Source organism: Alsobacter soli (assembly GCF_003004785.1).
GTDB classification, from domain to species: domain Bacteria; phylum Pseudomonadota; class Alphaproteobacteria; order Rhizobiales; family Beijerinckiaceae; genus Alsobacter; species Alsobacter soli.
Map to the genome: position 1 here is coordinate 1 of NZ_PVZS01000026.1, position 26,987 is coordinate 26,987.

Here is a 26,987-nt window from a genome sequence, read left to right on the forward strand (position 1 = left end):
CGGGCCTCGGCCAGCGACTTGCCCTGCTCGGTGGTGAGGAGCACGGCGAGCTCCTCCTTGTTCTTCTCGATGGCGGCGGCGAGCTTGCGCAGCTTGTCGGCGCGCTCGGCGGCGGTGGTCTGGCGCCAGCTCTCGAAGGCCTTCTGGGCGGCCGCGATGGCGCGGCGCGTCTCGGCGGCGCCGCAGTTCGGCACCACGCCGATGACCTCGCCGGTGGCGGGGTTGGTGACTTCGATGGTGGCGGCGGAATCGGCGCCGACCCACTCGCCCCCGATCAGGTTCTTCTCGCGCTGGAAGGGAAGCTGCTTGGGCATCGGATCCTCCGGATGAGATTTGTCGGCCGGCATCCTAGTGCGCCTTCGAATCCATTTGCATCCGATCCGAAGGCGCGCGGCGAGCCTTTGCGCGCATTTTCTGCGAAGCTCACGGCGAGGGAAGGCCCGCGGATGCGACCCTAGTATTCGATTTCGTAGGCCGCCCCGGCGGAGGCGCCGCCGTTGGCGCCCACCTGGCCTCGCAGCTTCACGTTCTTGGTCACGTCAATATCGACGCCCACGCCCGTGTCGGCGGCCGTGGAGCCGGCCCGCACGCCGAAGCGGATATGGCGGTTGATGTATCGGCTGACTCCCACCCCGACGCCGCCGCTGGCCCCGGAGGTGATGTCCAGGCTGTCGGCGCCGAGCGCCTTGCGCAGGCCGCCGAGCAGGTCCGGCCCGCCGCCGCCCGAGAGCTGCGCGATCGTCTGCGCGAGCTGGAGCGCCTGGACGCCGGTCAGCCCGCCGGCGGCGCGGTTGAACAGGATGCGCGAAAGCACCTCGTCCTGCGGGAGCGGCGGCGTGGACGTGATGGCGAACTCGGGCTGGCTGGCGAGGCCGGTCACGGCGATCTGGGCGGTCACGTCCGCGGCCTGGGTCTGGGCCAGGAAGTCGAGTTGGGGGGTGAGGTCGCCCGCGAAGGTGAGCCGGCCCCGGACGAGATCGATGCGCTGGCCGGCGAGATCGATGCGGCCGTTGCGCAGGTTGAACGCGCCGACGGCGTTGGGGTCCTTGCTGGTCCCGGTGAGGCGCAGGTCGCCCCCGAGCTCGGCCTGCAGGCCGCGGCCGCGGACGAAGATGCGGTTCTGGGCCGTCAGCGTGAGATCGAAGGCCGCCACGAAGGGCGGGCCGGCCCGCTTCGTGGAGGCCTTCCTGGCTGCGGCGAGGCGGGCGCGGGCGGCCGGACCTGGAGCGATGTGCTTCGTGTTGGGCAACGGCGCCGCGATGCTCGCCAGGCGCTCCGGGATGGAGACGTCCATGGAGATCACGTCCACGCGCCCGGCGATCCGCGGGGTGCGCGCCAGCGCGCCGCTGAGCGCGACCGAGAGGTTGGCGGTGGCCGAGACCGTGTCGTTGGAGACCAGCTCCGCCTTTGTCCCGGTGATGCGGATGTCAGCCGGGAAGCCGGCGCCGGGGTCGACCCGCACGCGGCCGGTCGCGGACAGCGAGCCGCCATTGCGGGTGGCGGCCGTGAGGCGCTCGATGGCGACCTCCTCGCCGCGGGCCGCGAAGCGCCCCTCGATGGCGGTGAGCCGGATGCCGGCGACGGGATCCGTGAAAGCGCCGCCCGTCAGGGTCGCGGCGCCGCCGAGCCGCGGAGCGGAGACCGGTCCTTCGACCCGCAGGTCCAGGTTCAGGCGGCCGGTGACCCGCTGGCCGCTGGCGGCGAGCAAGCCATTCGCGAGCGAGGCGTCCAGGGGGCCGCGCACGGTCAGGTCCAGGGCGCCGGCAGCGCCCAGCGGAGCGGAGCCGCCCACCTTCAGGGAGGCGCCGGGCCCGGCGGACACGGTGGCGTTCACCGTCGCGCGCTCGCCCTCCAGGCGGCCATCGGCCTTCACGTCGAGCGCGGGGACGCCGGCGGCGCGGCTGGCGGCCGTAGCCACTTTCGACAGACTGAGGCGATAGGGGCCGGTCGGCGCGGATGCCGTCCCGCCCAGTTCGGCGTGCGCGTCCAGGGTTCCGGCGAGCCCGAGTCCAGGCGACACGATGTCGGCGACCGACAATGGAATGCGGGTCGCGTCGGCCGTGAGAGCGAGCTTCGAGCCGGCGCGGCCCGCGACGCGGAGCCGGCCCGCGCCGGCGGCGAGGGTCAGCGCCGGGATCACGACGTCGCCATTCTCGATCGTGAGCGACGCCGGGCCCGCCAGGGCGAGGTGCTGCCGGTTGCGGGCGAGGCTCAACGCCGAGAGGTCGACCCGGATCGGCGGGCCCGGGAGGAGGCGGCCCTCCGCCTTCACGTCCATGTCGCCGTCGGCGGCCAGGGTGAAGGCGCTGGCCTGCTGGGAGCCGCGGCTCGTCAGTCGCACGGCCCGGAAGCGGGTCCCGGCGAGCACGGCTTCGTCGGCGGACGCCGACCCATCGATCACGGGAGAGCCGTAGAGGTCAGCGGCCGTGATATGGGCCTCCAGTCGACGCAGGCTCTGGCCCGCGACTCCAATGCGTTCGCCGGTGGCCGCAATGGATGCGTTCTGCTTTCCGTCGGGCGCCGACAGGTCCAAGGACGCGTCGAGTCGTCCGGAGAGGGGCACGAGCGCCAGGGCCGAGAGGTCGTTCAGGTCGGAGGCGACCAGGCCGACCTTGCCGGCCAAAAGCCGGCGTTCGTCCACCGTGACCCCGCCGGAGAGGCGCACCGAACCGACCGACAGGTCGAGATCGTCGAGCCGGGTGTTCGGGCCCTGGCGGGCCAGGTGGAGGCCGCCGCGGGCGGGCTTTCGGTCCACCTCGCCGTCCAGCTTGAGGCGGGCGTCCAGGTTTCCGGTCACGTCCGTCGCGGTGAGGTCCGCAGCCAGGCGGGGGATCGGCTTGCCGAGGGCCCGTGCGTCCCGAATGGCGAAGTTCGCCTTGACGTCCGGGCGCTCCAGCGAGCCGGTCAGGTTGGCGGTCGCGTCCGCGCGCCCGGTGATGCGCTCGTCCACGCGCTTCAACTCGGGAAGCGTGAGCTTCGCGACGAGATTGGCTCCCGCGGTGGTGGCGTCGCCATCAAGCTGCGTCTGTATATTGGGGCCGTCGATGCGAAGGTTCATGAAGCCAAGCCCGCCCGGCAGGCGCCGGGCAAGGCCCTTGATGGTCACGTTCCCTGCAAGAGCCCGGTCGAGCGGGGGCACGCCGACCTTGGCGTCCGTCAGCTGTCCATCCAGGGCGGCGTCGATTCGATACCGGCCGGGGTCGCCCGTGAGCCGGGCCTGGAGTTTGGCGGAACCGCCGAGTTCGCGGCCGACCAGGCCGGAGAAGGCGCCAATCCGCGGGATGCGTGCGTCGGCCGTTCCGTCCAGCTTGCGCCGGCCGACCACGCCGGTCCAACTCGTGTCCAGGGTGGCGGTCGACAACCGGGCCTCGGAGAGGTCGGCGTTGAAACTGGCGTCGACCTTGCCGCGGGCCACCATGTCCAGGCGGTCGCCGAGGGCGCGGGCCTCGCCGGGGTCGGCGGGCGCGAGCCCTCGGGCGTGGGCGTCGAAGCTGACGGCAGAACGCGGATCGGGCGCGCCCTGGGGCGCGGGGACGATGTTCAACGCCCCCGTGACCGAAGCGACCTTGCCCCAGGGCACAGAAATCTCCCGTCCATCCAGGTTCGCCTGCACAGTCGGCGAGGTCGCCGGACCTTTGGCGGTCCCATCCAGCACCAGCCGGCCGATCTCGGCCTCGCCGGCGCGGGTGCGGCCGCCCTCGGTCGGAACCGAGCGGATCGCCAGCCGCAGGTCGATGTTGTTCTGCGGATCCACCGCGCCGGTCACGTTGAGGCGCGCCGCGCGGGCGGCGATGTCCAACTGGCGCACGTTCAGCGCGCCGTCGTCGCCGACCAGCACGTCGCCGGCGAGATCCGTGGAGCCGGCGAAAATCGGGGCGACCACCGGCGGTAGCAAGGCGGAGATGCGGGCGCCGAGCGCCAGGGCCACCCGACGGGCCGCGCCTTCGCGGGTCACGGTCGCGCGGCCCTGGGCGCCGAGGTCCGGGCCCGAGACGAAGTTCAGGCTTGCGGCGAAGTTGTCGAGCGGGCCCTCGCCCTGCACCTTGAGGTCGATCGGGGGCTGGCCGGGGAGATTGACGGCCTTCGCGATCAGGCCGCCCTGGGGTTCGTTGAAATCGACGTTGAGGGCGAGCCGCGAGCTCTGCGGAACGTAGTTGAGGGTCACGGCGAAGCGGCCGGGGGCGTCCGTGCGGGTCGCCTGCAGGCGCAGGTCGAGGCCTTCGGCCGGATTGCCCAGCACCGTGCTTCCCGCGGCGGCGATGCGGGCCGCCTGGCCCAGGACGGGCTCGCCCAGCGCCAGGTCCTTCATGTTGAAGGACTTCACGATCAGCTTCACGGGCAGGGCCGGGAGAGCGGGCGCCTCGGCCGCGTTCGCGACATCCGTTTCGTTGGGCCTTGGACGGCGGACGACTTCCAGGCGATCGATCTCAAGCGCGTCGATTTCGAGGCGACGCGACAGGAGCGCGGTGCGGCGCCAGACGAGGCGGGCGCGGTCGAGCGTGATCCAGACGCCATCCTTGTCGGAGACCTGGACGTCGCGGATGACCGCGTCGGACGACAGCGCGCCTTCCACCGATCCGATGCGGACGCGATTCTCGGGCGTAGAGAGAGCCCATGAGAACAGCTTGGCGAGCGTGCTCTGGTCGCTCTCCTGCGCCCAGGCCGGGCGATCGGCCTCGGCCCAGGCGCCGGCGAGGGCGGCGACACCAAGTAGGGCGAGGAGGGCGGCGCGCAGCTTGCTCATCAGAAGGACTGCCCGATGCCGATATAGACCGCGACCGGCTTGTCGCCCTTGCGCGGATTGAGCGGGGCGGCGATGTCGAGCCGGATCGGACCCACGGCGGTGTAGTAGCGCAATCCCAGCCCGGCCGCGACGCGGATGGGTTCGTTCAGGCGCGGGAAGCGGTCGGCGTAGGCCTGGCCGGCGTCCACGAAGGGCACGACGCCGATCGTGTCCGTCACCTTGATGCGGGCCTCGATCGAGCCGTCGATGAGGCTCTTGCCGCCGATGGGGAAGCGGCCGATCTGGGGGCTCAGGCTCTGGTAGCGGTAGCCGCGCACGGAGCCGCCGCCGCCGGCATAGAAGCGGTAGTTGGACGGGATGTCCTCGAGGTCGCCGCCCAGGATGGAGCCAAGGCCGATGCGAGCCGCGAGGATGTAACGGGCGTCCTTGTCCAGCGCCCAGTAGGTGGACGCGTTGGCCTTCGCGACCGTCATGCCGACCGTGGAGCCCAGGAAAGTTGGGTAGGGCGTCACGGACGCCGTGAGCCTGACCCCGCGCGTGGGATCCAGAGGCTTGTCGGTGGAGTCGTAGGTGTAGGTGATCGGGACGCCGACGAGCGTATAGGTGACCTCGCCCAAGGCGTCGCTGGTCTGCCCCCGCTCGGCCTTGACGCCAATTTGCAGCGAGCTCGTGTCCGAGAAACGGTGGCGGATGTCGACTTCTGCGCCGGCCCGGCGGTCCGTATAGGCGTAGCCCTTTTCCCGCGCCGCCTGAGCGGAGACCAGCAGGTCGTTGCGCGTGCCCCAGAGCCCGGGCTTCAGGAACGTGAAGCCGAACCGGCCGCCGAGATCGGAGCGTTGCAGGCGCTTCTCGTCGCGCACCCAGGCGGGCTCGCCGATGGCGCGCCCGGCGTAGAACGTGGAGGCCTCGAGCCGCAACACCTCGCCGCCGCCGAAGAGATTGCGGTTGGTCCAGTAGGTTCGCACCTCCGGGCCGTCGATGGTGGAATACAGCGCCGAAACCCCGAAGGCGTGGCGCTTGCGTTCGGTCAGCTCCACGAAGATGGGAAGCTGCCCATTCGCATCCAGCTTTTCGGCCTCGCGGATGCGCACTCCGCCCAGCGCCTCGATGCGGCTGACCGACTTGCGGATGCCGTTCAGAGCAGTCGGCGAATAGGGATCGCCGGGCTGGGCGTAGATGAAGGAGCGGACCACGGCGTGGTCGACGTCCGGCGCGCCGGACACGGTGATGGGTCCCAGGTTGGCCACGGGGCCGGCCCGCACGCGAAGGGTGACATCCATCGCGCGAGCCGGATGGAAGACGACGGGCTGTCGCGAGGTTACCTTGGCGAAGGGATGCCCCTGTTCGCGGAAGTGGTCGACGATGGCGGCCTCGGCCGCCACGACCTCGGCGGAGCGGGCCGGATCACCCGGCTTGGCCTTCACCACGCGCGCAGGCAGCTGATCGGGCGTGAACGGCTGGCCCGTCGCGTCGTCGAGCACGAAAATGTTGCGGAAGACGTATTGCGGGCCGGGGTTGGCCACGATGCGGATCGGCACGCGGGCCCTGCCCCGGTAGGCGGTCACCGCGCGAGCCGCGGCTTCCGTTCGGTTCTGGCCGAGCATGAGAGGCACACCGGCCACGTCGATCGTGACCGCGGCGTCGTAGTAGCCCAGGCCCCAAAGGGCGTCGACGATCTTGGGCAGGTCGCTTTCCGCGAGGCGCACCAGCTGGTCGGGAGCGCCCGGCGCTTCCGTGCGCAGTCGTTGGAGGCTGGAGGCGTCCTCGATGGCTGCCTTCGCCTCCTTCGGGGCGCCCTGTGTGTCGATGGTGAGGTCGTAGGGATAGGCGTTGGCCGAAGGCTCGGGCGGCTTCTCGCCGAAGCCGAGCGCACCCAGCAGGTCGAAGGCCTGCGCCGATGGCCCCGGCCCGGGCCCAAGGCCCGCCAGGACACACGCGCACGCCACGACCAAACGTCGACCCACCAAGAACGCTCCCCTCACCGGGAGCGAACGCGCGCGACGCGTCCTTGTTCCCGAGGTTTCCGCCCGGGCAGGTTAGCGGAGGCTACCGGAGGTTGCACAGGCCCAATGTGGGTTGCGGATCCGGTGGGCCGGCTTTGCGAGCGCAGCGAAGCGATCCAGCGGAGGTATTCCCCCTGGATTGCTTCCTCGCTTCGCTCCTCGCAAAAGCGAGGAGGCTGGATCACAGGAAGCCGATGGAGATCCACGGGACCGCGGCCACGACGATGAGGCCGATGATCAGCGCGATCAGGTAGCCCCAGATCGGCCGCATGCCTTCGTCCGGGCTCACGCGGCCGATGGCGCAAGCGGCGTAGTAGCCGACCCCGAACGGCGGGGCGAAGAGGCCGATACCCATGGAGAGGATCACCACCATGGCGTAGTGGACCTCATGCACCCCGAGCTGGCGGGCGATGGGGAACAGGAGCGGGCCGAACAGCACGATGGCGGGAATGCCCTCCAGAACGCTGCCCAGGATGATGAAGGCCACGATCGAGACGGCGATGAAGCTCGCGCCGCCGCCCGGCAGCTTCGACATCATGGCGGCTAGGTCGCGAGAGAAGCCGGACTGGGTCAGCGACCAGGCCATTGCGGTCGCAGCGCCGATGATGAACAGGATGGCCCCGGAGAGCGCGGCCGTCTCCACCAGCATGGGGCCGAGGCGGCTCCAGTTGAACTGGCGGTAGATCACCAGGCCGGCGACCATCGAGTACACGATGCCGATGGTGGAGACTTCGGTGGCGGTGGCGACGCCTTCCACCACGGCTGCCCGGATGATGAAGGGCAGGGCCAGGGCCGGAACAGCGATCACGAAGGCGCGGCCGATCTCGCCCCGGCTCGCCCGGCGCACGTGCGACAGGTCCTCGTTGCGATAGCGACGCCAGACGACGGCGCAGAGCGTGGCGGCCAGGATGACGCCGGGCAGCATGCCGCCCGTGAACAGGGCTGCGATGGACACGCCCGTCACCGACCCGATGGTGATCAGCACCAGGCTCGGCGGGATGGTCTCCGTCTGGGCGCCCGTGGCCGAGAGCAGGGCGACGAGGTCGCCTGGCTTCGCGCCGCGCGCCTTCATCTCGGGAAACAGCACCGGCGCCACGGCCGCCATGTCGGCCGCCTTCGCGCCCGAGATGCCGGAGACGAGGTACATGGCGCCGACGAGCACGTAGGAGAGGCCGCCGCGCACGTGGCCGAGCAGGCTCGCCAGGAACTGCACCATGGCCCGGGCCATGCCGGTCATCTCGATCAGCAGCCCAAGGAACACGAAGAGCGGCACCGACAGCAGGATGAGGTGCGACATGCCCTCGTCCATGCGGCCGATCACGACCAGCATGGGGACGCTCGTGGTCGTGGCCAGGTAGCCGAAGCTCGCCAGCCCGAACGCGAATGCGATGGGAACGCCGGACAGCACCGTGACGGCGACGATCCCGACGAAGAAGATGAGCAGGTTGATGTTGCCCAGCGGCTTCAGGACCGGGCTCGCGTACCAGATCAGGGCGCTCACGACGGCCACGCCGACCAGGGCGCCGACCGTCGTGCCCACATCGGCGACCCGCAGGAGCCGCAGCAGAGCCAGCACGATCATGAGGCTGGCGCCCACGCAGAGCGCCGCCGCGCGCCAGGAGTTCTGGATCTCCAGCGCAGGGGTCGTGATGTAGCTTTCCTCGTAGGCGTAGTCGAACGCCGGGTAGACGATCATGAGCAGGAAGGCGAGCGCGGCCGCCAGTGCGACCGCGTCCAGGAACGCGCGCGCGCGCGGGCCCACCTTGCCCACGAGCGCGGTCATGCGCATGTGCTCGCCGCGCCCGAACGCCACCACGGCGCCCAGCATGGCGAGCCAGAGGAACAGGATCGAGGCGAGTTCGTCCGACCAGACCAGCGGCTTGTGGAGAACGTAGCGCGCCACGATGCCGGCGAAGAGCACCACCACCTCGGCCGCGACCAGGATGGCGGCCGGAATCTCGACCGCCGTTCGGATCCCGGCCTCAAGCCGGCTTGCCCAGTTGCGCGAGCCGGGGGCGACCGCGGCCGCCCCCGCATCCAGGGTGTGTGCTCCAGCCATGGCGATTACGACAGCTTGCCCACGGCCTTCTCGAGAAGGCCCCAGGCCTCGTCGCCGTACTTGCCCTTCCACTCGGAGTAGAAGCCGGCGGAGCGGAGCTTGTCGCGGAAGGGGGCCGGGTCGGGCTGGTTGAACACGAGGCCCTTGCCCTCGAGCTCGCCCTTGAGGCCGGCGTTCAGCTTGGCGACGTCGGCGCGCTCCAGCATGGCGGCGGCGTTCAACTCACGCGCCACGATGGCGCGGTCAGCCTCGGGCAGCTTCTCCCAGGCGCGACGGTTCGCCAGCAGGTGGAAGCCGTCCCACATGTGGTTGGTGAGGGAGCAGTACTTCTGCACTTCGTAGAGCTTGGCGGTGGAGATGATCGCCAGCGGGTTCTCCTGGCCATCCACCACCTTGGTCTGCAGCGCCGAGTAAACCTCGCTGAAGTTGATCGAGGTCGGGGCGGAGTCGAAGGCCTTGTACATCGACGTCCAGAGCGGGCTGACCGGCACGCGGATCTTGAAGTTCTTGAGGTCGTCCGGCGTGTTGATCGGCTTGTTGGACGAGGTGGTCTGGCGGAAGCCGTTGTCCCAGATCTTGTCCATGACCATCAGGCCGGACTTGGCGATCTGGCCCCGGACATAGTTGCCGAGGTCGCCGTCCATGGCCTTCCAGACCGTGCCGTAGTCCGGGAAGGCGAAACCGATGCCGTTGATAGAGGCGGCGGGGACGAGCGTCGACAGGATGAGGCCCGAGAGCGTGAACAGCTCGACGCCGCCGGAACGGATCTGGCTCAGCATGTCGGTGTCCGAGCCGAGCTGGTTGTTCGGGAACATCTGGATCTCGATGCGCCCGTTCGTGGCGGCCTTGATCTTGTCCGCCGCCTCCTGGGCGCGCACGTTCAGCGGATGGGAGACCGGCAGGTTGTTCGCGAACTTGTAGGTGAACTCGGCGGCTTTCGCGCGGCCGATGATCCCGAACGTTCCGACAGCGAGGGCGGCGCCGGTGGTTGCGAGAAGTTCGCGGCGGTTCAGGCGTGACATCTGGCGGTCTCTCTCCCCAGAGGGCGAGACAAACCTGCGCGGGCCGACCTGAGCCGTGCATCCCTCGCAGAGGCGTTCCGTCTCACCCCGTGTTGCTTTTCTTGTCCAAACGATGATCCATTCGGCCATCGAGGACGGCTCAATCTAGACAGAAAGCCCGTCCGGTCAACGTGATACCGAGGGAGGGGGCGTGATGTCAGGGGAAAACCAGCGGATTCGGGGCGGGATTCCGCGGGTCTCGAATCGGGTGATGAACCTGGCCCACCTGCTTGACCAAGCCGCCCGCCGCTTCCCCGACCGGGACGGCTTCGTGTGGGGCGAGCGCTCCTGGACCTGGGCCGAGATGAGCGCGCGCGCCCAGGCGCTGGCGGCCGCGCTGCGCGCGCACGGGGTGGAGAAGGGCGACCGGGTGCTGGTGCACGCGAAGAACTGCGAGGAAATGTGGATCTCGCTGTTCGCCACGTTCCGGCTCGGCGCGGTGTGGGTGCCCACCAATTTCCGCCTGGTGCCGGACGAGGTCGCCTATCTGGCGACGGCCTCGGGGGCGAAGGTATTCCTCTGCCACGCGGACTTCCCGGCCCATGCGGCCGCGGTGCGGGCAGCGAGCCCGAACCTCGCCCTGCTCGCGAGCTTCGAGCCGGCCGCCTTCGCCGAAACGAGCGTCGGCGCGCTGATCGAGGCCCATGCGGGCGCAGAGGTCGCGCTGGCCGACGTCGAGTATGACGACCCGTGCTGGTTCTTCTTCACGTCGGGGACAACAGGCCGGCCGAAGGCGGCGGTGCTGACGCATGGCCAGATGGCCTTTGTGATCACCAATCACCTGTGCGACCTCACGCCCGCCACCACGGAGCGGGACGCCTCGCTGGTGGTCGCGCCGCTGTCCCACGGGGCCGGCGTGCACCAACTGGTGCAGACGGCCCGGGCGGTGAAGACCGTGCTGCTGCCCGGCGAGCGCTTCGACGCCGAGATCGCCTGGACGCTCGTGCAGGAGCATGGCGTCTCGAACATGTTCACGGTTCCGACCATCCTGAAGATGCTGGTCGAGCATCCGTCCGTGGACCGCTACGACCACTCCTCCCTGCGCTACGTCATCTACGCCGGCGCGCCCATGTATCGCGAGGACCAGAAATACGCCCTGAAAAAGCTCGGTCCCGTGATCGTGCAGTATTTCGGGCTCGGCGAGGTGACCGGGAACATCACCGTGCTGCCCGGCGCGCTGCACGAGGCCGAGGACGGTCCTCACGTGAAGCTCGGCACGTGCGGGTTCGAGCGCACCGGCATGCAGGTGCAGATCCAGGATGACGCGGGCGCCGAAGTCCCCTACGGCCAGCAGGGGGAGATCTGCGTGTGCGGGCCGGCGGTGTTCGCGGGGTACTACGAGAACCCCGAGGCGAACGCGAAGTCGTTCCGCAACGGCTGGTTCCGCACGGGCGACCTTGGCTTCATGGACCCGGAGGGCTTCGTGTACATCACGGGCCGGGCCTCCGACATGTACATCTCGGGCGGGTCCAACATCTATCCGCGCGAGATCGAGGAAAAGATCCTGACCCACCCGGCCATCGCGGAGGTCGCGGTGCTGGGCGTGCCCGACCCGACCTGGGGTGAGATCGGCGTGGCCGTGTGCGTGCCCAAGGCCGGCGCGGTGGTGGAGGAGGGCGAGTTGATCGCCTGGATGGGCGACAAGGTCGCCCGCTACAAGCTGCCCCGGAAGGTGTTCTTCTGGGAGGCGCTGCCGAAGTCCGGCTACGGCAAGATCACCAAGAAGATGGTGCGCGAGGAGCTCGAGGCCCGCGGCCTCGTTTCCGCCGAGGGGCTGCGCTCGTGACGGAGGTGGTGAGAGCGCTCGCGCATCCCGGGCCGGCTGCGGCCAACCGCATCGAGAGCCTGGAAGGGCGGGGCGTCGCCGTTTCGGGCGCGCTGGCGCCGGGGAAGAGCATCAACGCGGCGATTTCAGAGTTGATGCTGGGAGCCGGCATCCGGGGCGGCACGCTGGAGTTGGAGGGAGGGGCGCTCGGGCCCTTCACCTATGTGCGCCCGGCGCTGTCCACGGATGGCCTGCATGCGGCCTGGTACAGCGCTCCGTTCACGCCCGCGGGCGTCACGAGCCTGGAACGCGCCAACGTGACTTTCGGGACGCGGGACGGGGCGCCCTTCGTGCACGTCCACGGCGTTTGGATCGAGCCGGATGGCCGGCGCACGGGTGGTCACATGATGCCGCACGAGGCCTTCGTGGCCGAGCCGATCGCGGCGCGCGGCTGGGGGCTGGCGGAGCATGGCGTCGACGCGGTCGAGGACGAAGAGACGGCGTTCAAGCTTTTCGAACCCGTGCGCCTGGCCGAGCCGGGCGCGCCGGGCTCCGGCCCACGCACTGTGCTCGCCCGGATCAGGCCCAACGAGGACTTCTGCGGCGCGCTCGTCACGCTGGCGCAGCGGCACGGCTTCCGCAGGGCTGTGGTGCGAGGGAGCGTCGGCAGCCTGATCCAGCCGCTCTATGTGGACGGGCATCGGGTGGCCGATATCGCCACGGAGGTGTTCGTGACCCGGGGCGTCGTAGCGCCCGACGCGTCGGGTTCGCTGGGGGCCGAGGTCGACATCGTGCTCGTCGATCCGCAGGGCGAGATGCACGAGGGGCGACTCGTTCCCGGGCAGGCGCCGGTCTGCATCACCTTCGAGGTGGTGCTGGAGGAGGCGGGGTAGGCCTGGGCCGGCCTGTCCACGCCTGGTCCGACGCGGACAAAGGGCCGTCCAGTCCTCGCTGCGCTCGCAATGACGGAAAGAATGGCCGCACAGCAAAACGCCCGGCATGGCCGGGCGCTTGACTAGGCTGAGACCCCCAAGTCGGGTGAGGCAGGATAGGCTCCCGCTCTTTGTCGGCGCGCGTTCTGGTCTTGCCTTCGTCGGTCGCGGGTGATCAGGCCGGCCGGCTGGAATCACGTGCACAAACAGTAAGCAAGGATTCGATCCGACTGTAAAGTGTATGTTGCCTTCGTGTTATTCCTGACACGATCCCCTAAAAAGCGTCAGTTGTGCACTGCACAGTTCCGCCTTTCGATTGAGCCTCGTCCGGAATCTTACCAAGAAGAACTGTCGGTCCAACGGGCCGATGATGAATCAATGGTCGTTCGCCGCGTGAGAGCGCCCATTTTCTGATCCCCACCAGGCTCCCGGTCCGGCCGGTCTCCCATGGCATTCGAAGCGCTTTCCTTTCACCGTCCTCCGGTCGCCCTCCGCTTTCCGGGCGAGGACCAGCTGCCGCCCTCCCGCCTTTTCCGCGAGCTGTTCGAGGCTGTGCAGTCCGGGCGCCTTTTCCCGGATTCCAAGACTTTCGCCGACGCCACGCCCCGCCGCCCCGCGGCCGAGATCCTGCAGTCCTTCGAGGCCGATCGTGCGCGGCGCGACTTCGACCTGGCCGGCTTCGTGGCGGCGCACTTCACCCTGCCCCCGGCGATCGAGACGGGATTCATGACGCTGGCCGGTCGCTCCGTTCCCGACCACATCGACGCGCTGTGGCCGCTGCTGGAGCGCGGCGCGGAAGCGCCCCCTGCCGGATCCTCCCTCCTGCCGCTCGCCAAGCCCTATGTCGTGCCCGGCGGCCGCTTCGGCGAGATCTATTACTGGGACTCCTACTTCACCATGCTCGGCCTCGTGCGGAGCGGGCGTGAGGACCTCGCCCATGGCATGGTCGAGAACTTCGCCCACCTGATCGACCGCTATGGTCACGTGCCGAACGGCAATCGAAGCTATTACCTCACCCGCTCGCAGCCGCCGTTCTTCGCCCTGATGGTCGCCACGCTGGCGAGCTGGCGGAACCACGCGGCCACCTACGTCGAGTTCCTGCCGGCGCTGGAACAGGAATACGCCTTCTGGATGGCCGGCTCCGAAGGGCTCGCGCCCGGGCAGGCCCATCGACGGGTCGTGCGGCTGCCGGACGGCTCGCTGCTCAACCGGTACTGGGACGACCGCGCCACGCCGCGCGACGAGAGCTGGCGCGAGGACATCGAGACCGCCGAGGCGGCTCCGCATCGCGACCCGACCGAAGTTTGGCGCGACCTTCGCGCCGCGGCCGAGAGCGGGTGGGACTTCTCAAGCCGGTGGCTGGGCGACGACGGCGGGCTCGATTCCATTCGAACGACCCGCATAGCGCCCATCGATCTCAACTGCCTGATGCTGCAACTCGAGATCACGCTCGGGGAGGCTTATAACTGGGCCGGGCACAAGGCCGAGGCGAGCGCGCTCAAGCAGGCCGCCTTGCGGAGGCAGGACGCCATCCACCGGCATTTCTGGGACGGGCGGCGGGGCGTCTTCGGCGACCTGCTCTGGGACGAGGGCCGCCTCACCGCCGTGACCAGCGCCGCGACGCTGTTTCCGCTGTTCCTGGGATTGACGACCGGAGGGCGCGCCCGCGCCGTGGCCGCGGCCGTTCGCTCGCAATTGCTGGCGCCAGGCGGCCTCGTCACCACTCGGGTCCGCTCGGGCGAGCAATGGGACGAACCGAACGGCTGGGCCCCCCTGCACTGGGTCGCCGTCTCCGGCCTCACCCAGTACGACGAGCACGCGCTCGCCGGGGAGATCGCGCGGCGCTGGATCGCCAAGGTGGGTCACGTCTTCGCGGCGACGGGCAAGCTGATGGAGAAATACGACGTCCTGACCGAGGACCTCGCGGCGGGCGGGGGCGAGTATCCCAACCAGGACGGGTTCGGCTGGACCAATGGCGTCACGCGCGAGCTGATGGCGCGCTATCCCGCCTTCGCGGAGGAGGCGCCGGCCGCCATGGCGAGCGTGGCGAACGCCAGCGCCGCAGAGAGCGCCGCCGGGTAGAGCAGGGCCTCCAGGCCCATGCGCCCATGCGCGATCGCGCCGAGCCCGGCGCCGGCCAGCATGGAGATCCAGACCAGCAGATGGGAGGTCCAGCCCCAGCGCGGGCCCACGCCGGCGAGCGCCTGGGCGAGCGCGTTTCCGGCGCTGAACAGCGTGCCCGTGACGAAAGTGGTCCCGGGCCGCGCGCCTGCCTTCAGCTGCAGGGCCGCGTTCTGGGCGCCCATCGCGAAGGCGAGAGGCAGCATGGCGACCGCCTCGGGTTCGTGCAGGATGGGCGCGGCCAGCGCGATGGCGAGGCAGAGGGCCTCGAGGCCCAGCACCGCCGGCGCGCGTCGCCCCCCGGCGAGCAGCGCGACCAAACCGCCCGTTACAGCCCCGGCGAAGAACATGGCGAGCAGGCTCGCCGGCCAGAACACGTGGGCCCAGTCCCCGTGAGCCGCCAGAATGCCGAGCTGGGTCGTGTTGCCGCTCATGAAGGACGTATAGAGCCCGCCCAGCCGCAGGAAGCCGATGGCGTCCACATAGCCCGCGAGGGCGGTCATGAGCAGGCCGACAGGGAGGGCGATGCGGTTCACGGCGATCCCGGGGGAGGTCTCGCGCCGATCGTGGCACGAAGCTGCGGCTGCGGGAAAGGGAGGGCCGCTTCGCGCCGGCGGAAACCGGTGCTAACACGGGCGTTGCGGGAGGGAGCCGCGACGCGTGCGTATCTTGCTGGTTGAAGATTCCGAGGACCTGGGCGACGCGGTCGCCTCCAAGCTGCGGCTGTCGGGCCACGCGGTGGAGTGGGTCCGGGACGGGAACGCGGCGGCGGAACTGGCCGCGGGCGAGAGCTTCGACGCCATTCTGCTCGACATCAATCTTCCAGGCCGGGACGGCTTTTCCGTCCTGTCCGGTCTGCGCGCCGGCCGCATCGCCACGCCGGTGCTGGTCATGACGGCACGGTCCGAGATCGACGACAAGATCGGCATCCTCGACCTCGGGGCTGACGACTACCTGGTGAAGCCGTTCGACCTGCGTGAGCTGGAGGCGCGGCTGCGCGCGCTGATGCGCCGGCCAGCGGGGGCCCTGGCGAGCGCGGTGACCATCGGAGACCTCGTGATCGACCACGCGGCGGGGCTGGCGCGCCTCGGCGCGACGCCGCTCGACCTGGGGCGGCGCGAGTTTCGGCTGCTCGAAATCCTGACCAGCCGCCTCGGCCAGGTCATCCCCAAGCAGCGCATCATGGACCAGCTGTTCAGCCTGGACGACGAAGTCTCCGAAAATGCGGTCGAGCTCTACGTGTCGCGGCTGCGCCGGAAGCTCCATGGCACGCCGCTCAGCATCGTGACCGTGAGAGGCGTCGGCTATGCGGCTCGCACCCACGCGGCGTGACGGATTCTCCATTGGCCGGCGGCTGCTGGTCGCGGCCACGGCCGCGCTCGCGATCGCCATGGCGGCGCTGGTGGCGATCAGCGCCTTCTATGCGCGCCAGGCGGCCGACGCGGCCTTCGACCGGCTTCTGGCGGCCTCGGCCCTCTCCATCGCCGGCGCGGTGCAGGCCGAGGAGGGAAAGGTCGCCGTCGAGGCGCCCGTTGCGGCGCTCGCCATGCTGGGTTTCGCGGCGGAGGACCGCATCTTCTACGAGGTGGTCGACCCGGACGGGAAGCCGGTCACCGGCTACGCGGACCTTGGCGAAGGCCTGGCGGCGGCGCGCTCCGCCGATCCCGTGTTCCAGAACCGCACCTTCCGCGGGGACCCGATCCGGGTGGTGACGGTCGGCCGCTTGGTCGCGCTCGGCGACCGCGCCGGGTGGGTCACCGTGCGGGTCGGCGAAACGCGGGACGCCCGGGCGCTGCTCGCGTCCGAATTGACGCAGCGGGCCGTGTGGCCGCTGCTGGCGCTGGCGGCGCTCGCCCTGGCGCTGGTGCATTTCGGCGTGCAGCGCGCGCTGCGCCCGCTACGCGCCATCGAAAAGGAGCTGCGCGGCCGCAGCCCCAACGAGCTCGCGCCCCTGCAGGCGCCTGTTCCGCGCGAGGTGGATGAGCTCGTCACCGCCCTCAACGACTTCATGGGCCGGCTCTCCAGCGTCTTCGGACGGCTGAGCTCGCTGTTGGCCGACGCCGCGCATCAGGTGCGCACCCCGCTCGCCTCGCTGCGCGCCCAATCCGAGATCGCGCTGGAGGAAACGGATCCGGCGCGCCTGCGTGACCGTCTCGGACGCATCCACGCGAACGCCGCGCAGGCGGGCCAGATCGTCGGCAAGATCCTGACGGACGCGACCCTGATCCATCGGCTGGAGAGCCGGGACGCGGCGCCCACGCGCGTGGCGGGCATCGTGGAAGAGGCGCTCAAGGCCCTCGATCCCAAGGATCTGCAGCGCGTGCGCAGCGCGATGGACCCAGCCGCGGCCTCCGCGGTGATCCACGGCGACCGGGTCGCGCTTCGCGAGATGCTGCGCAACCTCGTGGAGAACGCCCTGCTGCATGCGCCCGAGGGGCCCGTCGAGGTCGTTGCTGAGGCGGCGGGACCGGGCCGGGTGGCGCTCCGCGTGCGGGACCGCGGCCCCGGCATTCCCGACGAGGAGAAGGAGCTCGTGCTGCAGCGCTTCCGGCGCGGGCGGAGCGCCCGCGAGGGAACGGGCTCCGGGCTCGGCCTGGCCATCGTGGAGCAGGTGGCGCAAAGTCATGGCGGCGCCCTGCGGCTGTCGGATCGCCCCGGCGGCGGGCTCGAAGCGGCTGTCGATTTGCAGGCGGAGCCCGGCTCGTCGCGGCCAAGCCTCGTGGGGGCGCTCGCCGCGGTGGCGCTGCTGAGCGTAGCTGTAGCTGCGGGGTCCTCCCGGGCCTGGGCGGCCGAGCCGGTCGTGACCGCCTTCGGGGAGGCCGCGGACCGGCACGCGCTCGTGATCGCCGGCGCGACCGACAAGGCGCAGTTCGCGCCCCTCATCGAGGACTTCCGCTCCCAGCACGCCGGGGCGCCTGTGATCTACCTGGAGCTGGACACTACGGACCTGCAGGAACGGTTCCTCGCGGGCCGGCTGCAGCCCGCGCCGGACCTCCTGGTGAGTTCGGCCATCGACCTGCAGGTGAAGCTGGCGAATGACGGCTACGCGCTGGCGCACGAGTCCGCGTTTACCCGCGCGCTCCCGTCCTGGGCGCGCTGGCGCAACGAGGTGTTCGGCTTCACCTTCGAGCCGGCCGTCATCGTGTACAATCCGGACCTCGTGCCGGATCCGCCCCGGTCCCGGTCCGCCCTGGTGCAGATGCTCGACCGCGCTCCGGAGCGCTTTCGGGGCAAGGTCGCCACCTACGACATCGTGCGGAGCGGGGTGGGGCACCTCCTGGCGGCGCAGGACGCCCAGGTGTCCTCATTATTTTGGCGCGTGACGAGCGCGTTGGGCGGCGCGGGGGCGCAACTCGTCTGCTGCACGGCCGAGATGATCGACAAGGTCGAGCGGGGGGAGCTGGCGCTCGCCTACAACGCGCTCGGCTCCTACGCCTACGCCCGCAAGGCGCAGGGATCGCGCATCGGCATCGTGGCGCCCAGCGACTACACGCTGGTCTTGAGCCGCGTGATGATGATCCCGCGCAGCGCGCCGCACGGGGAACTGGCGCGGTCCTTCGTCGACTACGTGCTGTCGCCGCGCGGCCAGGCGGTGGTGGCCCACGGGGCCGGGCTCGGCGCGATCCTGGGGGAGGGGCCTGGAACGGCGGCCGCCTTCACGGCCGAAGCCAGGGGACCGCTGCAGCCGATCACCATCGGGCCCTGGCTGCTGGCCTTCCTGGACCAGCAGCGCAAATCCCGCTTCCTGCAGAGCTGGCTGCAGATCGTGTCGCCGAACTGAAAAGGCTCAGCCGCCTGTCTTTCGCCGGGTCCACTGGGCGAAGGCGAAGGCCAGGGCCTGCACGCGGCGCCGGTCGTTCAGCTCGGTCTGCCGCCAGTCGCCGGCGGAGCCCGAGTACTGCTGGACCATGAGCGGGAAGCTGAACCCGCCGAGGGAGACGTCGCCCTGGAGGAAATCGCTCTCCTGCCCCCCGCCGCCCTTGCCGCCGCGACCCGCGGCGGGGCCGGCGGTCGCCGTCATCGAGATGCCGGTCAGCACGACGTACAGCACGGGCGCGCGGCGGTCGTTGGTGATGCGGCCGGCGAACTGGGCCACAAGCTGGCGATGCACCTCCGACCCCAGGACGGCGGCGAAGCCGTTGAGGCCCTTGGCCTCGAGCGGGCGGATGTCGACCGAAACGCCGCTGATCGGGCCAGCGGGCTGGGCCCGGGCTGCGCCCGAGCCGGTGAGGGCGGCCGCAAGCGCGGCCGCTCCAAGCCCCAGAACCGCGCGGCGGTCAGACGAACGCGACGTCCACGATTTCATAGCTCTTGCCTCCACCAGGCGTGTTGACCTCGACTGAATCACCAGTCTTCTTCCCGATCAACGCGCGAGCAATGGGGGAGGTTATGCTCACTTTGCCGGACTTCACGTCGGCCTCGGATTCCCCGACGATCTGGTAGGTCTTCGTCTCCTCGGTGTCCTCGTCGATCAACTTGACGGTGGCGCCGAACTTGATCGTCGAGCCCGAGAGCTTGGAGACGTCGATGATCTCCGCGCGCGAGAGCTTGTCTTCCAGCTCCGCGATGCGGCCCTCGTTAAGGGACTGGGCTTCCTTCGCGGCGTGGTACTCCGCGTTCTCCGAAAGGTCGCCATGGGAGCGCGCTTCAGCGATCGCCTGGATGATGCGCTGGCGCTCGACCTGCTGGCGGTGCTTCAACTCCTCTTCGAGGGCCTTGTACCCAGGAGGGGTCAGCGGAATCTTTTCCATCATTGCATCCGTTCGATCGAAAATCCGAAAAAAGCCGCCGTTCCCCGGGTTCCCTTTTCGGGAGCCCGGACGACGGCGGATTGCTTTCGGACGATGGGGCCCGCCCAAGCCAGTTGAACTTGGCGGACCTCAGCCCCGTGCCGTGAAATAGTCCTGCAGCGCGCGAACCTGGAGATCGCCGCCTGCATAGGCCTTGATTCCCTGCGCCGCAGCCACGGCTCCTGACAGCGTGGTGTAATACGGCACCTTATGCAAGAGGGCCGCTCGACGGAGGGAGCGCGAGTCCTGCAGGGCCTGCTTGCCCTCGGTGGTGTTGAACACCAGCTGGATCTCGCCGTTCTTGATGGCGTCGACCACGTGGGGCCGGCCTTCCAGGACCTTGTTGATCTTGGCCGCGGGCACCCCGTTCTCCTCCAGGAAGCGCTGGGTGCCGGACGTGGCCACGATCTTGAACCCCAGGTTCGACAGCGTGCGCATGGTCTCCAGGATGCGGGGCTTGTGGTCCTCGCGTACGGACACGAACACCGTCCCGCTCTTTGGCACCGAGCTGCCGGCGCCGAGCTGGCTCTTGGCGAAGGCGACGCCGAAGGAGCTGTCGAGGCCGATGACCTCGCCGGTGGAGCGCATCTCCGGGCCGAGCACCACGTCCACGCCCGGGAAGCGGGCGAAGGGGAACACGGCCTCCTTCACACCGATGTGGTCGAGCTGCTTGGGCTTCAGGCCGAAGCCCGCCAGCTTCTCGCCGGCCATGACGCGCGAGGCGATCTTGGCGATGGGCTCGCCGATCACCTTCGCCACGAAGGGCACGGTGCGGGAGGCGCGCGGGTTCACCTCGAGGACGTAGAGGTCGCCGTCCTTGAGGGCGTACTGCACGTTCATGAGGCCGCCGACCTCCAGCGCCAGCGCGAGCTCGCGGGTCTGGCGCTCCAGCTCGGCGATGGTCTCGGGCTTGAGCGAGTGAGGCGGCAGGGCGCAGGCGCTGTCGCCCGAATGGATGCCCGCCTCCTCGATGTGCTCCATGATGCCGGCGATGAACACGTCCTTGCCGTCGCTCAGGCAGTCGACGTCCACCTCGATGGCGTCGGAGAGGTAGCGGTCGAACAGCAGCGGGTTCTTGCCCAGAACCGTGTTGATCTGGCCGGTCTTGTCGTTCGGGTAGCGCGCCTTGATGTCGTTCGGCACCAGCTCCGGCAGCGTTCCGAGCAGGTAGCGGTCGAACATCGCCTCGTCATGGATGATCTCCATGGCGCGGCCTCCGAGCACGTAGGAGGGCCGCACCACCAGCGGGAGGCCGAGCTCCTGCATGACCAGGCGGCTCTGCTCCACCGAATAGGCGATGCCGTTCTGCGGCTGCTTGAGGCCGAGCTTGTCGAGCAGGCGCTTGAAGCGGTCGCGGTCCTCGGCGAGGTCGATGGCGTCCGGCGAGGTGCCCAGGATCGGGATGCCGGCCTGCTCGAGCGCCTTCGCCAGCTTCAGCGGCGTCTGGCCGCCGAACTGGACGATGACGCCCATGAGCTCGCCCTTCTCCTTCTCCTTGAGCAGGATCTCGATCACGTCCTCGGCGGTCAGCGGTTCGAAATAGAGCCGGTCCGAGGTGTCGTAGTCGGTCGAGACGGTCTCCGGGTTGCAGTTGACCATGATGGTCTCGAACCCGGCGTCGCTCAGGGCGAAGCAGGCGTGGCAGCAGCAGTAGTCGAACTCGATGCCCTGGCCGATGCGGTTCGGGCCGCCGCCGAGGATCACCACCTTCCGGCGATCGGAGGGGTTGGCCTCGTCCGCCACCTGGCCGGCGAAGGCCGGGGCGTAGGTCGAGTACATGTAGGCAGTGGGCGAGGCGAACTCGGCCGCGCACGTGTCGATGCGCTTGTAGACCGGGCGCACGTCCAGGGCGCGGCGGCGCTTGGCGACGTCTGCCTCGGAGAGCTTCGCCAGCACGGCGAGGCGAGCGTCCGAGAAGCCCATGGCCTTGAGCTGCCGGAAGGCGCCAGGCGTCGTGGGCAGGCCCAGCGCCCTCACCTTGTTCTCGGTCTCGACGACCGACCACAGCTGCTGGAGGAACCAGCGGTCGATCTTGCAGGCCTCATGGATCTGCTCGACGTCGAAGCCCAGCCGCATGGCCTGCACGACCTTGAGCAGGCGATCCGGGGTCGGGGTGCCGAGCGCGGCCCGGATGGCGTTCTTGTCGTCGCCGAGGCCCAGGCCGTCGATCTCGATCTCGTCGAGGCCGGTGAGGCCGGTCTCGAGGGAGCGCAGCGCCTTCTGGAGCGACTCCTGGAAGGTGCGGCCGATGGCCATGGCCTCGCCGACCGACTTCATGGAGGTGGTCAGCGTGTTCTCGGCGCCCGGGAACTTCTCGAAGGCGAAACGCGGGATCTTGGTGACGACGTAGTCGATGGTCGGCTCGAACGAGGCCGGGGTCGCGCCGCCGGTGATGTCGTTTGCGATCTCGTCCAGCGTGTAGCCGACCGCCAGCTTCGCCGCGACCTTGGCGATGGGGAAGCCGGTGGCCTTGGAGGCCAGCGCCGATGAGCGCGAGACGCGCGGGTTCATCTCGATCACGATCATGCGCCCGGTGTCGGGGTCGATCGCGAACTGGACGTTGGAGCCGCCCGTCTCGACGCCGATCTCGCGCAGCACGGCGAGCGAGGCGTCGCGCATGCGCTGGTATTCCTTGTCGGTCAGGGTCAGCGCGGGCGCGATCGTGATGGAGTCGCCCGTGTGGACGCCCATGGGGTCAACGTTCTCGATGGAGCAGATGATGATGCAGTTGTCCGCGCGGTCGCGGACCACTTCCATCTCGTACTCCTTCCAGCCCAGCACGCTTTCCTCGACCAGCACCTCGTTGGTGGGCGAGGCGTCGATGCCGCGCTCGATGATCTCGATGAACTCTTCCTTGTTGTAGGCGATGCCGCCGCCCGTGCCGCCCATGGTGAAGGAAGGGCGGATGATGGCCGGCAGCCCGATCTCGGGCAGCACGTCGAGCGCCTGCGCCAGGGTCTTGATCTGGTGCGACCGGGGCGTGTCGAGCCCGATCTTGGTCATGGCGTCGCGGAAGAGCTCGCGATCCTCGGCCTTGTCGATGGCTTCCGCCGTGGCGCCGATCATCTCGACGTCGAACTTCTCCAGCACCCCGAGCTTCTTGAGCGACAGGGCGCAGTTCAGCGCCGTCTGGCCGCCCATGGTGGGCAGCAGGGCGAAGCCGCCCGGGGCGGCGTAGCGCTCCTTCTCGATGATCTTGGCGACCACCTCGGCGGTGATGGGCTCGACATAGGTTCGATCCGCCATGTTCGGATCGGTCATGATCGTCGCCGGATTCGAGTTCACCAGCACGATGCGGTAGCCCTCTTCCTTGAGGGCCTTCACCGCCTGGGTGCCGGAATAGTCGAACTCGCAGGCCTGTCCGATGACGATGGGGCCCGCGCCGATGATCAGGATGGTCGAGATGTCTGTCCGTTTCGGCATGTCGCTCTTCGTCATGGCTCGACCCTGCCGGAGCAGGATCTCGGTTTCGACAGTGGTCGCATGCCGGTCGCGAAAAGCCGGAAACCACCTTTTCGCAGCATGCTTCCGGGCGCCAGGACGGGTCGCCCCGCCTGGACGCGCGCACAAAAAAAGGCCGCGCCTTTGGCCATCGAAACGGCCTGAGCGCGTCCTCGCGGGAACCTTGATCAGGTTTCGGGCGGGGACGCCGGTGTTCGAGGACTTCCCGCCGAAAGTCGGGTGTCCTTAGACGAGAATCGTCCGGCTGGGAAGGGGCTATGTCGGCGCAGGCGTGGATGGCGCGTTCGCACAGGGTTGACCGGCGCGGCCCCGGGCTTCACAAGCCGCCCATGCACGAAACACCGTCGCTCGTCGCCGCACTCGGCCGCCAATTCTCCGCCTTCGCGGGCGTCGGCGTCGTGGCGGCGGCCGCGCATTACTCCGTGCTGGTCGCCCTGGTGGAGGGCGCGCATGCGCCCGTGGTGGCTGCGACGCTGGCCGGCTACATCGTGGGCGGCGTGATCTCCTATGCGCTGAACAGGCGCTACGCTTTCCGCAGCGATCGGCCGCACGGTGAGGCCACCTGGCGCTTCGCCCTGGTGGCGGGGGTGGGATTCGTGCTCACCGGGTTCGTCATGGCGCTGCTGAACGGGCGCTGGGGCATGCCGTACCTGCTGGCCCAGGTGGTCACGACCGGGATCGTGATGTTCTGGAGCTTCGTGGCGAACCGGTGGTGGACCTTCCGGGGCCATCCGGAGGTCCCGCCGGCCCCACCCTAGGCTCCGGGCGCGGTTTCGTCAGGCGCGCGGCAGTCCTGTTTCGCGTTCAGGCCTCGTCCGGCCGCGTGGCCACGAAGGTCATGCGGGCCTGGTTGTGGCCGATGTTCGGGCGGCGGCGCTCGGCTTCGAAGCCGGCGTTCTCAAGAATCGAAAGCATGGCGTTCTCGTCGTAGGTGGCGAGGCCGAGCTCGTTGCGCAGCTTGCGGTAGTCGGACAGCGCGGTGCGCACCAGGCCGGCGCCGGCGGCGAGGAGAAAGCCTCCCTCGTAGCCGAAGCGGAGCAGGGCTGCGGCGTCGGTAACGGGGCTGACTTCGGGCGGAATCACGTCGCCCAACACGAGGTGGCCGCCGGGGCGGAGCAGGGATCGCCATACGCCCAGCAGGCGCTCGAATTCGGCGCGGGGCAGGTATTGGAGCAGCGAGTTGACGACGATGAGGTCGGTCGCCTCGGCTTGGAGGCCTTCGACCTGCTCGGGCGAGAGGACCAGGATGGCGGCGTCGTCCGCGTAGCGCTCGCGGACACGGGCCAGGACGCCGGGTGCGGCGTCCGACAGGATCAGCCGGGAACAGGCGGCCGCCACCGTGCGGGCCTCGGCGGCTTCGCCGCAGCCGTAGTCGATCACCACGGGCCTTCGGTCGGGGCAAAGCTCGCGGGTCAGGGCCGCGACGTCGCCAGCGACCATCCGGGCATGCAGGAGCTTGTGGCGGTCGTTGACGTAGATGGAATGGTCGCCGTCGAAGAACTCGCGCCAGGACATCGCCATTTTCCCCTCCGGCGGTCTGCTTTCGCGTCCTCCGGTTGCGGGGCGATTGTAGCCAGCCTTGGCGGCTTGGAAAGATGGTCTGGAGCGGGGCCTAGCGCTTCTTTTTCTTCGGGTTGAGGCTGTCGATATAGGCGACGAGATCTTCGACCTGATCGGCCGAGAAGCTGAATTCAGGCATCTCGACGCCTTCGTGGCCGACCGTGATGCCTTCGGCCAGAGCCTCCTGCAGCTCGTCGACGGGGTAGCGCTGCGCCAGCGTGCGGAAGGGCGGCGACTTCGGATTTCGGCTCGCGCCGGTCTTTCCCACCGCGTGGCAGGGGCCGCAGTTCTGTTCGGCCAGGATGCGGCCCCGCTTGAGGCTGGCGGCCTCGGCGAAGCCCGATCCGACGCAAGCCGCGGCCGCGACAATCAGGAGGTCCCGCAAGCGCCTAACCATGGATGGCTCCCCGGCCACAAACGATCCGAATCGGGGGACCCTGATGGTGGAGCTTCCGATCGCCACGCACAAGCGCGGGGCTGAGCGGGTTGCATTCCGACCCTGGCGCAACAAAAAAGCCCGCCCGGAAGACCGGACGGGCTCGAATTCCGACGCGCGCCGCTTCAGCGCCGGTGCGAGTCGATCATCTCGACGAAGCGGTCGAACAGGTAGTGGCTGTCCTGCGGGCCCGGCGAGGCTTCCGGGTGGTGCTGCACCGAGAAGGCTGGGCGGTCCGTGAGGGCGATGCCGCAGTTCGAGCCGTCGAACAGGGAGACGTGCGTCTCCTTGGCGTTGGCCGGCAGGGTGTCGCGATCCACGGCGAAGCCGTGGTTCATGGACACGATCTCCACCTTGTCCGTGGTGAAGTCCTTCACCGGGTGGTTCGCGCCATGGTGGCCCTGGTGCATCTTGGCGGTCTTCGCGCCGACGGCGAGCGCCAGCATCTGGTGGCCCAGGCAAATGCCGAAGGTCGGCACCTTCCTGTCCAGCAACTCCTTGATGACCGGCACGGAGTATTCGCCCGTCGCGGCGGGGTCGCCGGGGCCGTTGGACAGGAAGACGCCGTCCGGCTTCAGGGCCAGCACGTCTTCGGCCGTGGCGGTCGCGGGCACGACGGTGACCTTGCAGCCGCGGTCGGCCAGGAGGCGCAGGATGTTGCGCTTCACGCCGTAGTCGATGGCGACGACATGGCGCTGGGGGTTCTCCTCGCGGCCGAAGCCCTGGCCCCACTTCCAGCTGGTCTCGTCCCAGCTGTAGCGCTGGGCGGCGGTGACCATGGGCACGAGGTCGAGGCCGTCCATGGACGGGAGGGCGGCCGCCTGCTGCTTGAGCGCCTCGATGTCGAAGACGCCGTCCGGCGAATGGGCGATCACCGCGTTGGGCATGCCCCTCTCGCGGATCAGGGCGGTGAGAGCGCGGGTGTCGATGCCGGCGAGGCCGACGATGCCGCGGGCCTTGAGCCACTGGTCGAAGTGGCGGGCGGCGCGCCAGTTGGACGGATCCGTGATGGCGGTGTGCAGGATGACGCCGCGCACGCCGGAGTTGGCGGCCATGTTGACGGTCTCGACGTCCTCGTCGTTCACGCCGACATTGCCGATATGCGGGAAGGTGAAGGTGATGATCTGGCCGGCGTAGGACGGATCCGTCAGGATCTCCTGGTAGCCGGTCATGGCCGTGTTGAAGCAGACCTCGCCCGTCGCGGAGCCCTCGGCGCCGACGCCGAAGCCTTCCAGCACCGTGCCGTCCGCCAGCACGAGAAGCGCGGTCGCGCGCGGCTCCGCCCAGCCGCCGTGATCGGTCGCGCCCTGGGAGTGCCCGGGCGTCTGGTCTTGAAGGGTCGCCATTTTCGTCCTAAATCCTGCCGCCCGGGCGCGGCTTGGCGCCGCGTCAGGAGCGTTGCACTACCGCCGCACGCTCGCGGCCCGGGTCCCTGGGGACCCGAGCGCCGGGCCCGCAACCTAGGGGGACGGCGGCGCGGCGTCAACCGGAAACAATCCGGAATTTCACAACGGCTTTCAGTGACTTACCCTGAGCGTCGCCATTCGGATCGCGAATCGGGCCTGTGCCCGGCGAGCCGCAACCAGGAAAGAAGAGCGCCATGCGCGAGCAATTCACCACTGCGCTGAAGGACGCCATGAAGGCGGGCGACAAGCGTCGCATCTCCACCATCCGCCTGATCACGGCGGCGCTGAAGGACCGCGACATCGAGGCCCGCGGCGCGGGCAAGGAGCAGCTGGGCGAGGACGAGATCCTCGGGCTGCTGCAGAAGATGATCAAGCAGCGGCAGGAGTCGCTGAAGATCTACCAGGACGCGGGCCGCGCCGAACTCGCCGACCAGGAGCAGGGCGAGATCGAGGTGATCACGTCCTTCCTGCCCCAGCAGATGGACGAGGCGGAGGTCTCCGCCGCCATCGACGCCGCGGTCGCCGAGACCGGCGCCGCCGGCCTGCGCGACATGGGCAAGGTGATGGCCGCCCTGAAGGAGCGCTACGCTGGCCGCATGGACTTCGGCAAGGCGAGCGCCGCCATCAAGGCGAAGCTGCAGGGCTGAA

19 protein-coding genes are annotated in these 26,987 nt (G+C 69.5%); 7 read left to right on the forward strand and 12 right to left on the reverse strand.

What is annotated here, in order from left to right; all coding sequences use genetic code 11:
- The 5 genes from SLNSH_RS19000 to SLNSH_RS19020 all read right to left on the reverse strand — a co-directional run.
- The coding region (locus tag SLNSH_RS19000) for an aldehyde dehydrogenase family protein (protein ID WP_146140311.1) at positions 1-314 on the reverse strand (314 nt) is incomplete at its 3' end.
- A gap of 140 nt (positions 315-454) precedes the next feature.
- Positions 455-4,744 carry a translocation/assembly module TamB domain-containing protein gene (locus SLNSH_RS19005; RefSeq protein WP_106338818.1) on the reverse strand — a complete coding sequence of 1,430 codons (4,290 nt, stop codon included), beginning with the start codon at positions 4,742-4,744 and terminating at the stop codon, positions 455-457.
- Positions 4,744-6,708 carry an autotransporter assembly complex protein TamA gene (locus SLNSH_RS19010; protein ID WP_245422413.1) on the reverse strand — a complete coding sequence of 655 codons (1,965 nt, stop codon included), beginning with the start codon at positions 6,706-6,708 and terminating at the stop codon, positions 4,744-4,746. The genes SLNSH_RS19005 and SLNSH_RS19010 overlap by 1 nt, the downstream gene beginning before the upstream one ends.
- Before the next feature lie 220 nt (positions 6,709-6,928).
- Positions 6,929-8,806: a TRAP transporter large permease gene (locus SLNSH_RS19015; RefSeq protein WP_106338820.1), complete on the reverse strand. Its 1,878-nt coding sequence runs from the start codon at positions 8,804-8,806 to the stop codon at positions 6,929-6,931.
- A 5-nt stretch (positions 8,807-8,811) separates the two neighbouring features.
- Complete coding sequence (locus SLNSH_RS19020) at positions 8,812-9,828, reverse strand: TRAP transporter substrate-binding protein (protein ID WP_106338822.1); 1,017 nt, start codon at positions 9,826-9,828, stop codon at positions 8,812-8,814.
- Positions 9,829-10,078: 250 nt separating this feature from the next.
- Here SLNSH_RS19020 and SLNSH_RS19025 point away from each other — a divergent pair, with 250 nt between their 5' ends.
- The 3 genes from SLNSH_RS19025 to treF all read left to right on the forward strand — a co-directional run bounded on the left by SLNSH_RS19025 (position 10,079) and on the right by treF (position 14,646).
- The gene (locus tag SLNSH_RS19025) at positions 10,079-11,653 is read left to right on the forward strand and encodes an acyl-CoA synthetase (RefSeq protein WP_245422414.1); all 1,575 of its coding nucleotides are present in this window, start codon (positions 10,079-10,081) and stop codon (positions 11,651-11,653) included.
- Positions 11,650-12,525, forward strand: a complete 876-nt coding sequence (locus SLNSH_RS19030) for a PCC domain-containing protein (protein ID WP_106338827.1) — start codon at positions 11,650-11,652, stop codon at positions 12,523-12,525. The genes SLNSH_RS19025 and SLNSH_RS19030 overlap by 4 nt, the downstream gene beginning before the upstream one ends.
- Positions 12,526-13,011: 486 nt before the next feature.
- Positions 13,012-14,646, forward strand: a complete 1,635-nt coding sequence (gene treF / locus SLNSH_RS19035) for an alpha,alpha-trehalase TreF (RefSeq protein ID WP_106338829.1) — start codon at positions 13,012-13,014, stop codon at positions 14,644-14,646.
- Here treF and SLNSH_RS19040 read toward each other — a convergent pair.
- Positions 14,565-15,221 (reverse strand): YoaK family protein, encoded by a 657-nt coding sequence (locus tag SLNSH_RS19040; RefSeq protein WP_245422415.1) that lies wholly within the window; start codon positions 15,219-15,221, stop codon positions 14,565-14,567. The two genes, treF and SLNSH_RS19040, sit on opposite strands and share 82 nt — an antisense overlap.
- Before the next feature lie 124 nt (positions 15,222-15,345).
- Between SLNSH_RS19040 and SLNSH_RS19045 the strand changes: the two genes are divergently transcribed.
- Positions 15,346-16,017, forward strand: a complete 672-nt coding sequence (locus SLNSH_RS19045; RefSeq protein WP_106338831.1) for a response regulator transcription factor — start codon at positions 15,346-15,348, stop codon at positions 16,015-16,017.
- Positions 15,992-18,466, forward strand: a complete 2,475-nt coding sequence (locus SLNSH_RS19050; protein ID WP_106338833.1) for a sensor histidine kinase — start codon at positions 15,992-15,994, stop codon at positions 18,464-18,466. Before SLNSH_RS19045 ends, SLNSH_RS19050 begins: the two co-directional genes overlap by 26 nt.
- A gap of 6 nt (positions 18,467-18,472) precedes the next feature.
- Here the strand turns inward: SLNSH_RS19050 and SLNSH_RS19055 are convergent, their stop codons facing one another.
- From SLNSH_RS19055 to carB, 3 genes are all read right to left on the reverse strand, one after another.
- The gene (locus tag SLNSH_RS19055) at positions 18,473-18,991 is read right to left on the reverse strand and encodes a hypothetical protein (RefSeq protein ID WP_106338835.1); all 519 of its coding nucleotides are present in this window, start codon (positions 18,989-18,991) and stop codon (positions 18,473-18,475) included.
- Positions 18,963-19,436 carry a transcription elongation factor GreA gene (gene greA / locus SLNSH_RS19060; protein WP_106338941.1) on the reverse strand — a complete coding sequence of 158 codons (474 nt, stop codon included), beginning with the start codon at positions 19,434-19,436 and terminating at the stop codon, positions 18,963-18,965. Before greA ends, SLNSH_RS19055 begins: the two co-directional genes overlap by 29 nt.
- Positions 19,437-19,565: 129 nt before the next feature.
- On the reverse strand, positions 19,566-22,898 hold the full coding sequence (gene carB / locus SLNSH_RS19065) for a carbamoyl-phosphate synthase large subunit (RefSeq protein ID WP_106338943.1): 3,333 nt from the start codon (positions 22,896-22,898) through the stop codon (positions 19,566-19,568).
- 368 nt (positions 22,899-23,266) lie between these two features.
- Here carB and SLNSH_RS19070 point away from each other — a divergent pair, with 368 nt between their 5' ends.
- A complete protein-coding gene (locus SLNSH_RS19070) occupies positions 23,267-23,695 on the forward strand; it encodes a GtrA family protein (RefSeq protein ID WP_106338945.1) in 429 nt (142 codons plus the stop codon).
- 46 nt (positions 23,696-23,741) lie between these two features.
- On the opposite strand, the gene SLNSH_RS19075 is transcribed toward SLNSH_RS19070, so the two are convergent.
- The 3 genes from SLNSH_RS19075 to carA all read right to left on the reverse strand — a co-directional run bounded on the left by SLNSH_RS19075 (position 23,742) and on the right by carA (position 26,279).
- Positions 23,742-24,458, reverse strand: a complete 717-nt coding sequence (locus SLNSH_RS19075) for a class I SAM-dependent methyltransferase (RefSeq protein WP_342587869.1) — start codon at positions 24,456-24,458, stop codon at positions 23,742-23,744.
- Between the two features lie 91 nt (positions 24,459-24,549).
- Complete coding sequence (locus tag SLNSH_RS19080) at positions 24,550-24,894, reverse strand: c-type cytochrome (protein WP_106338837.1); 345 nt, start codon at positions 24,892-24,894, stop codon at positions 24,550-24,552.
- Positions 24,895-25,058: 164 nt separating this feature from the next.
- Positions 25,059-26,279, reverse strand: a complete 1,221-nt coding sequence (gene carA, locus SLNSH_RS19085) for a glutamine-hydrolyzing carbamoyl-phosphate synthase small subunit (RefSeq protein ID WP_106338839.1) — start codon at positions 26,277-26,279, stop codon at positions 25,059-25,061.
- A 254-nt stretch (positions 26,280-26,533) separates the two neighbouring features.
- On the opposite strand from carA, the gene SLNSH_RS19090 reads away from it, so the two are divergent.
- Positions 26,534-26,986, forward strand: coding sequence for a GatB/YqeY domain-containing protein (locus SLNSH_RS19090; RefSeq protein ID WP_106338841.1), 453 nt, complete (start codon positions 26,534-26,536; stop codon positions 26,984-26,986).
- Position 26,987 lies beyond the last annotated feature (1 nt).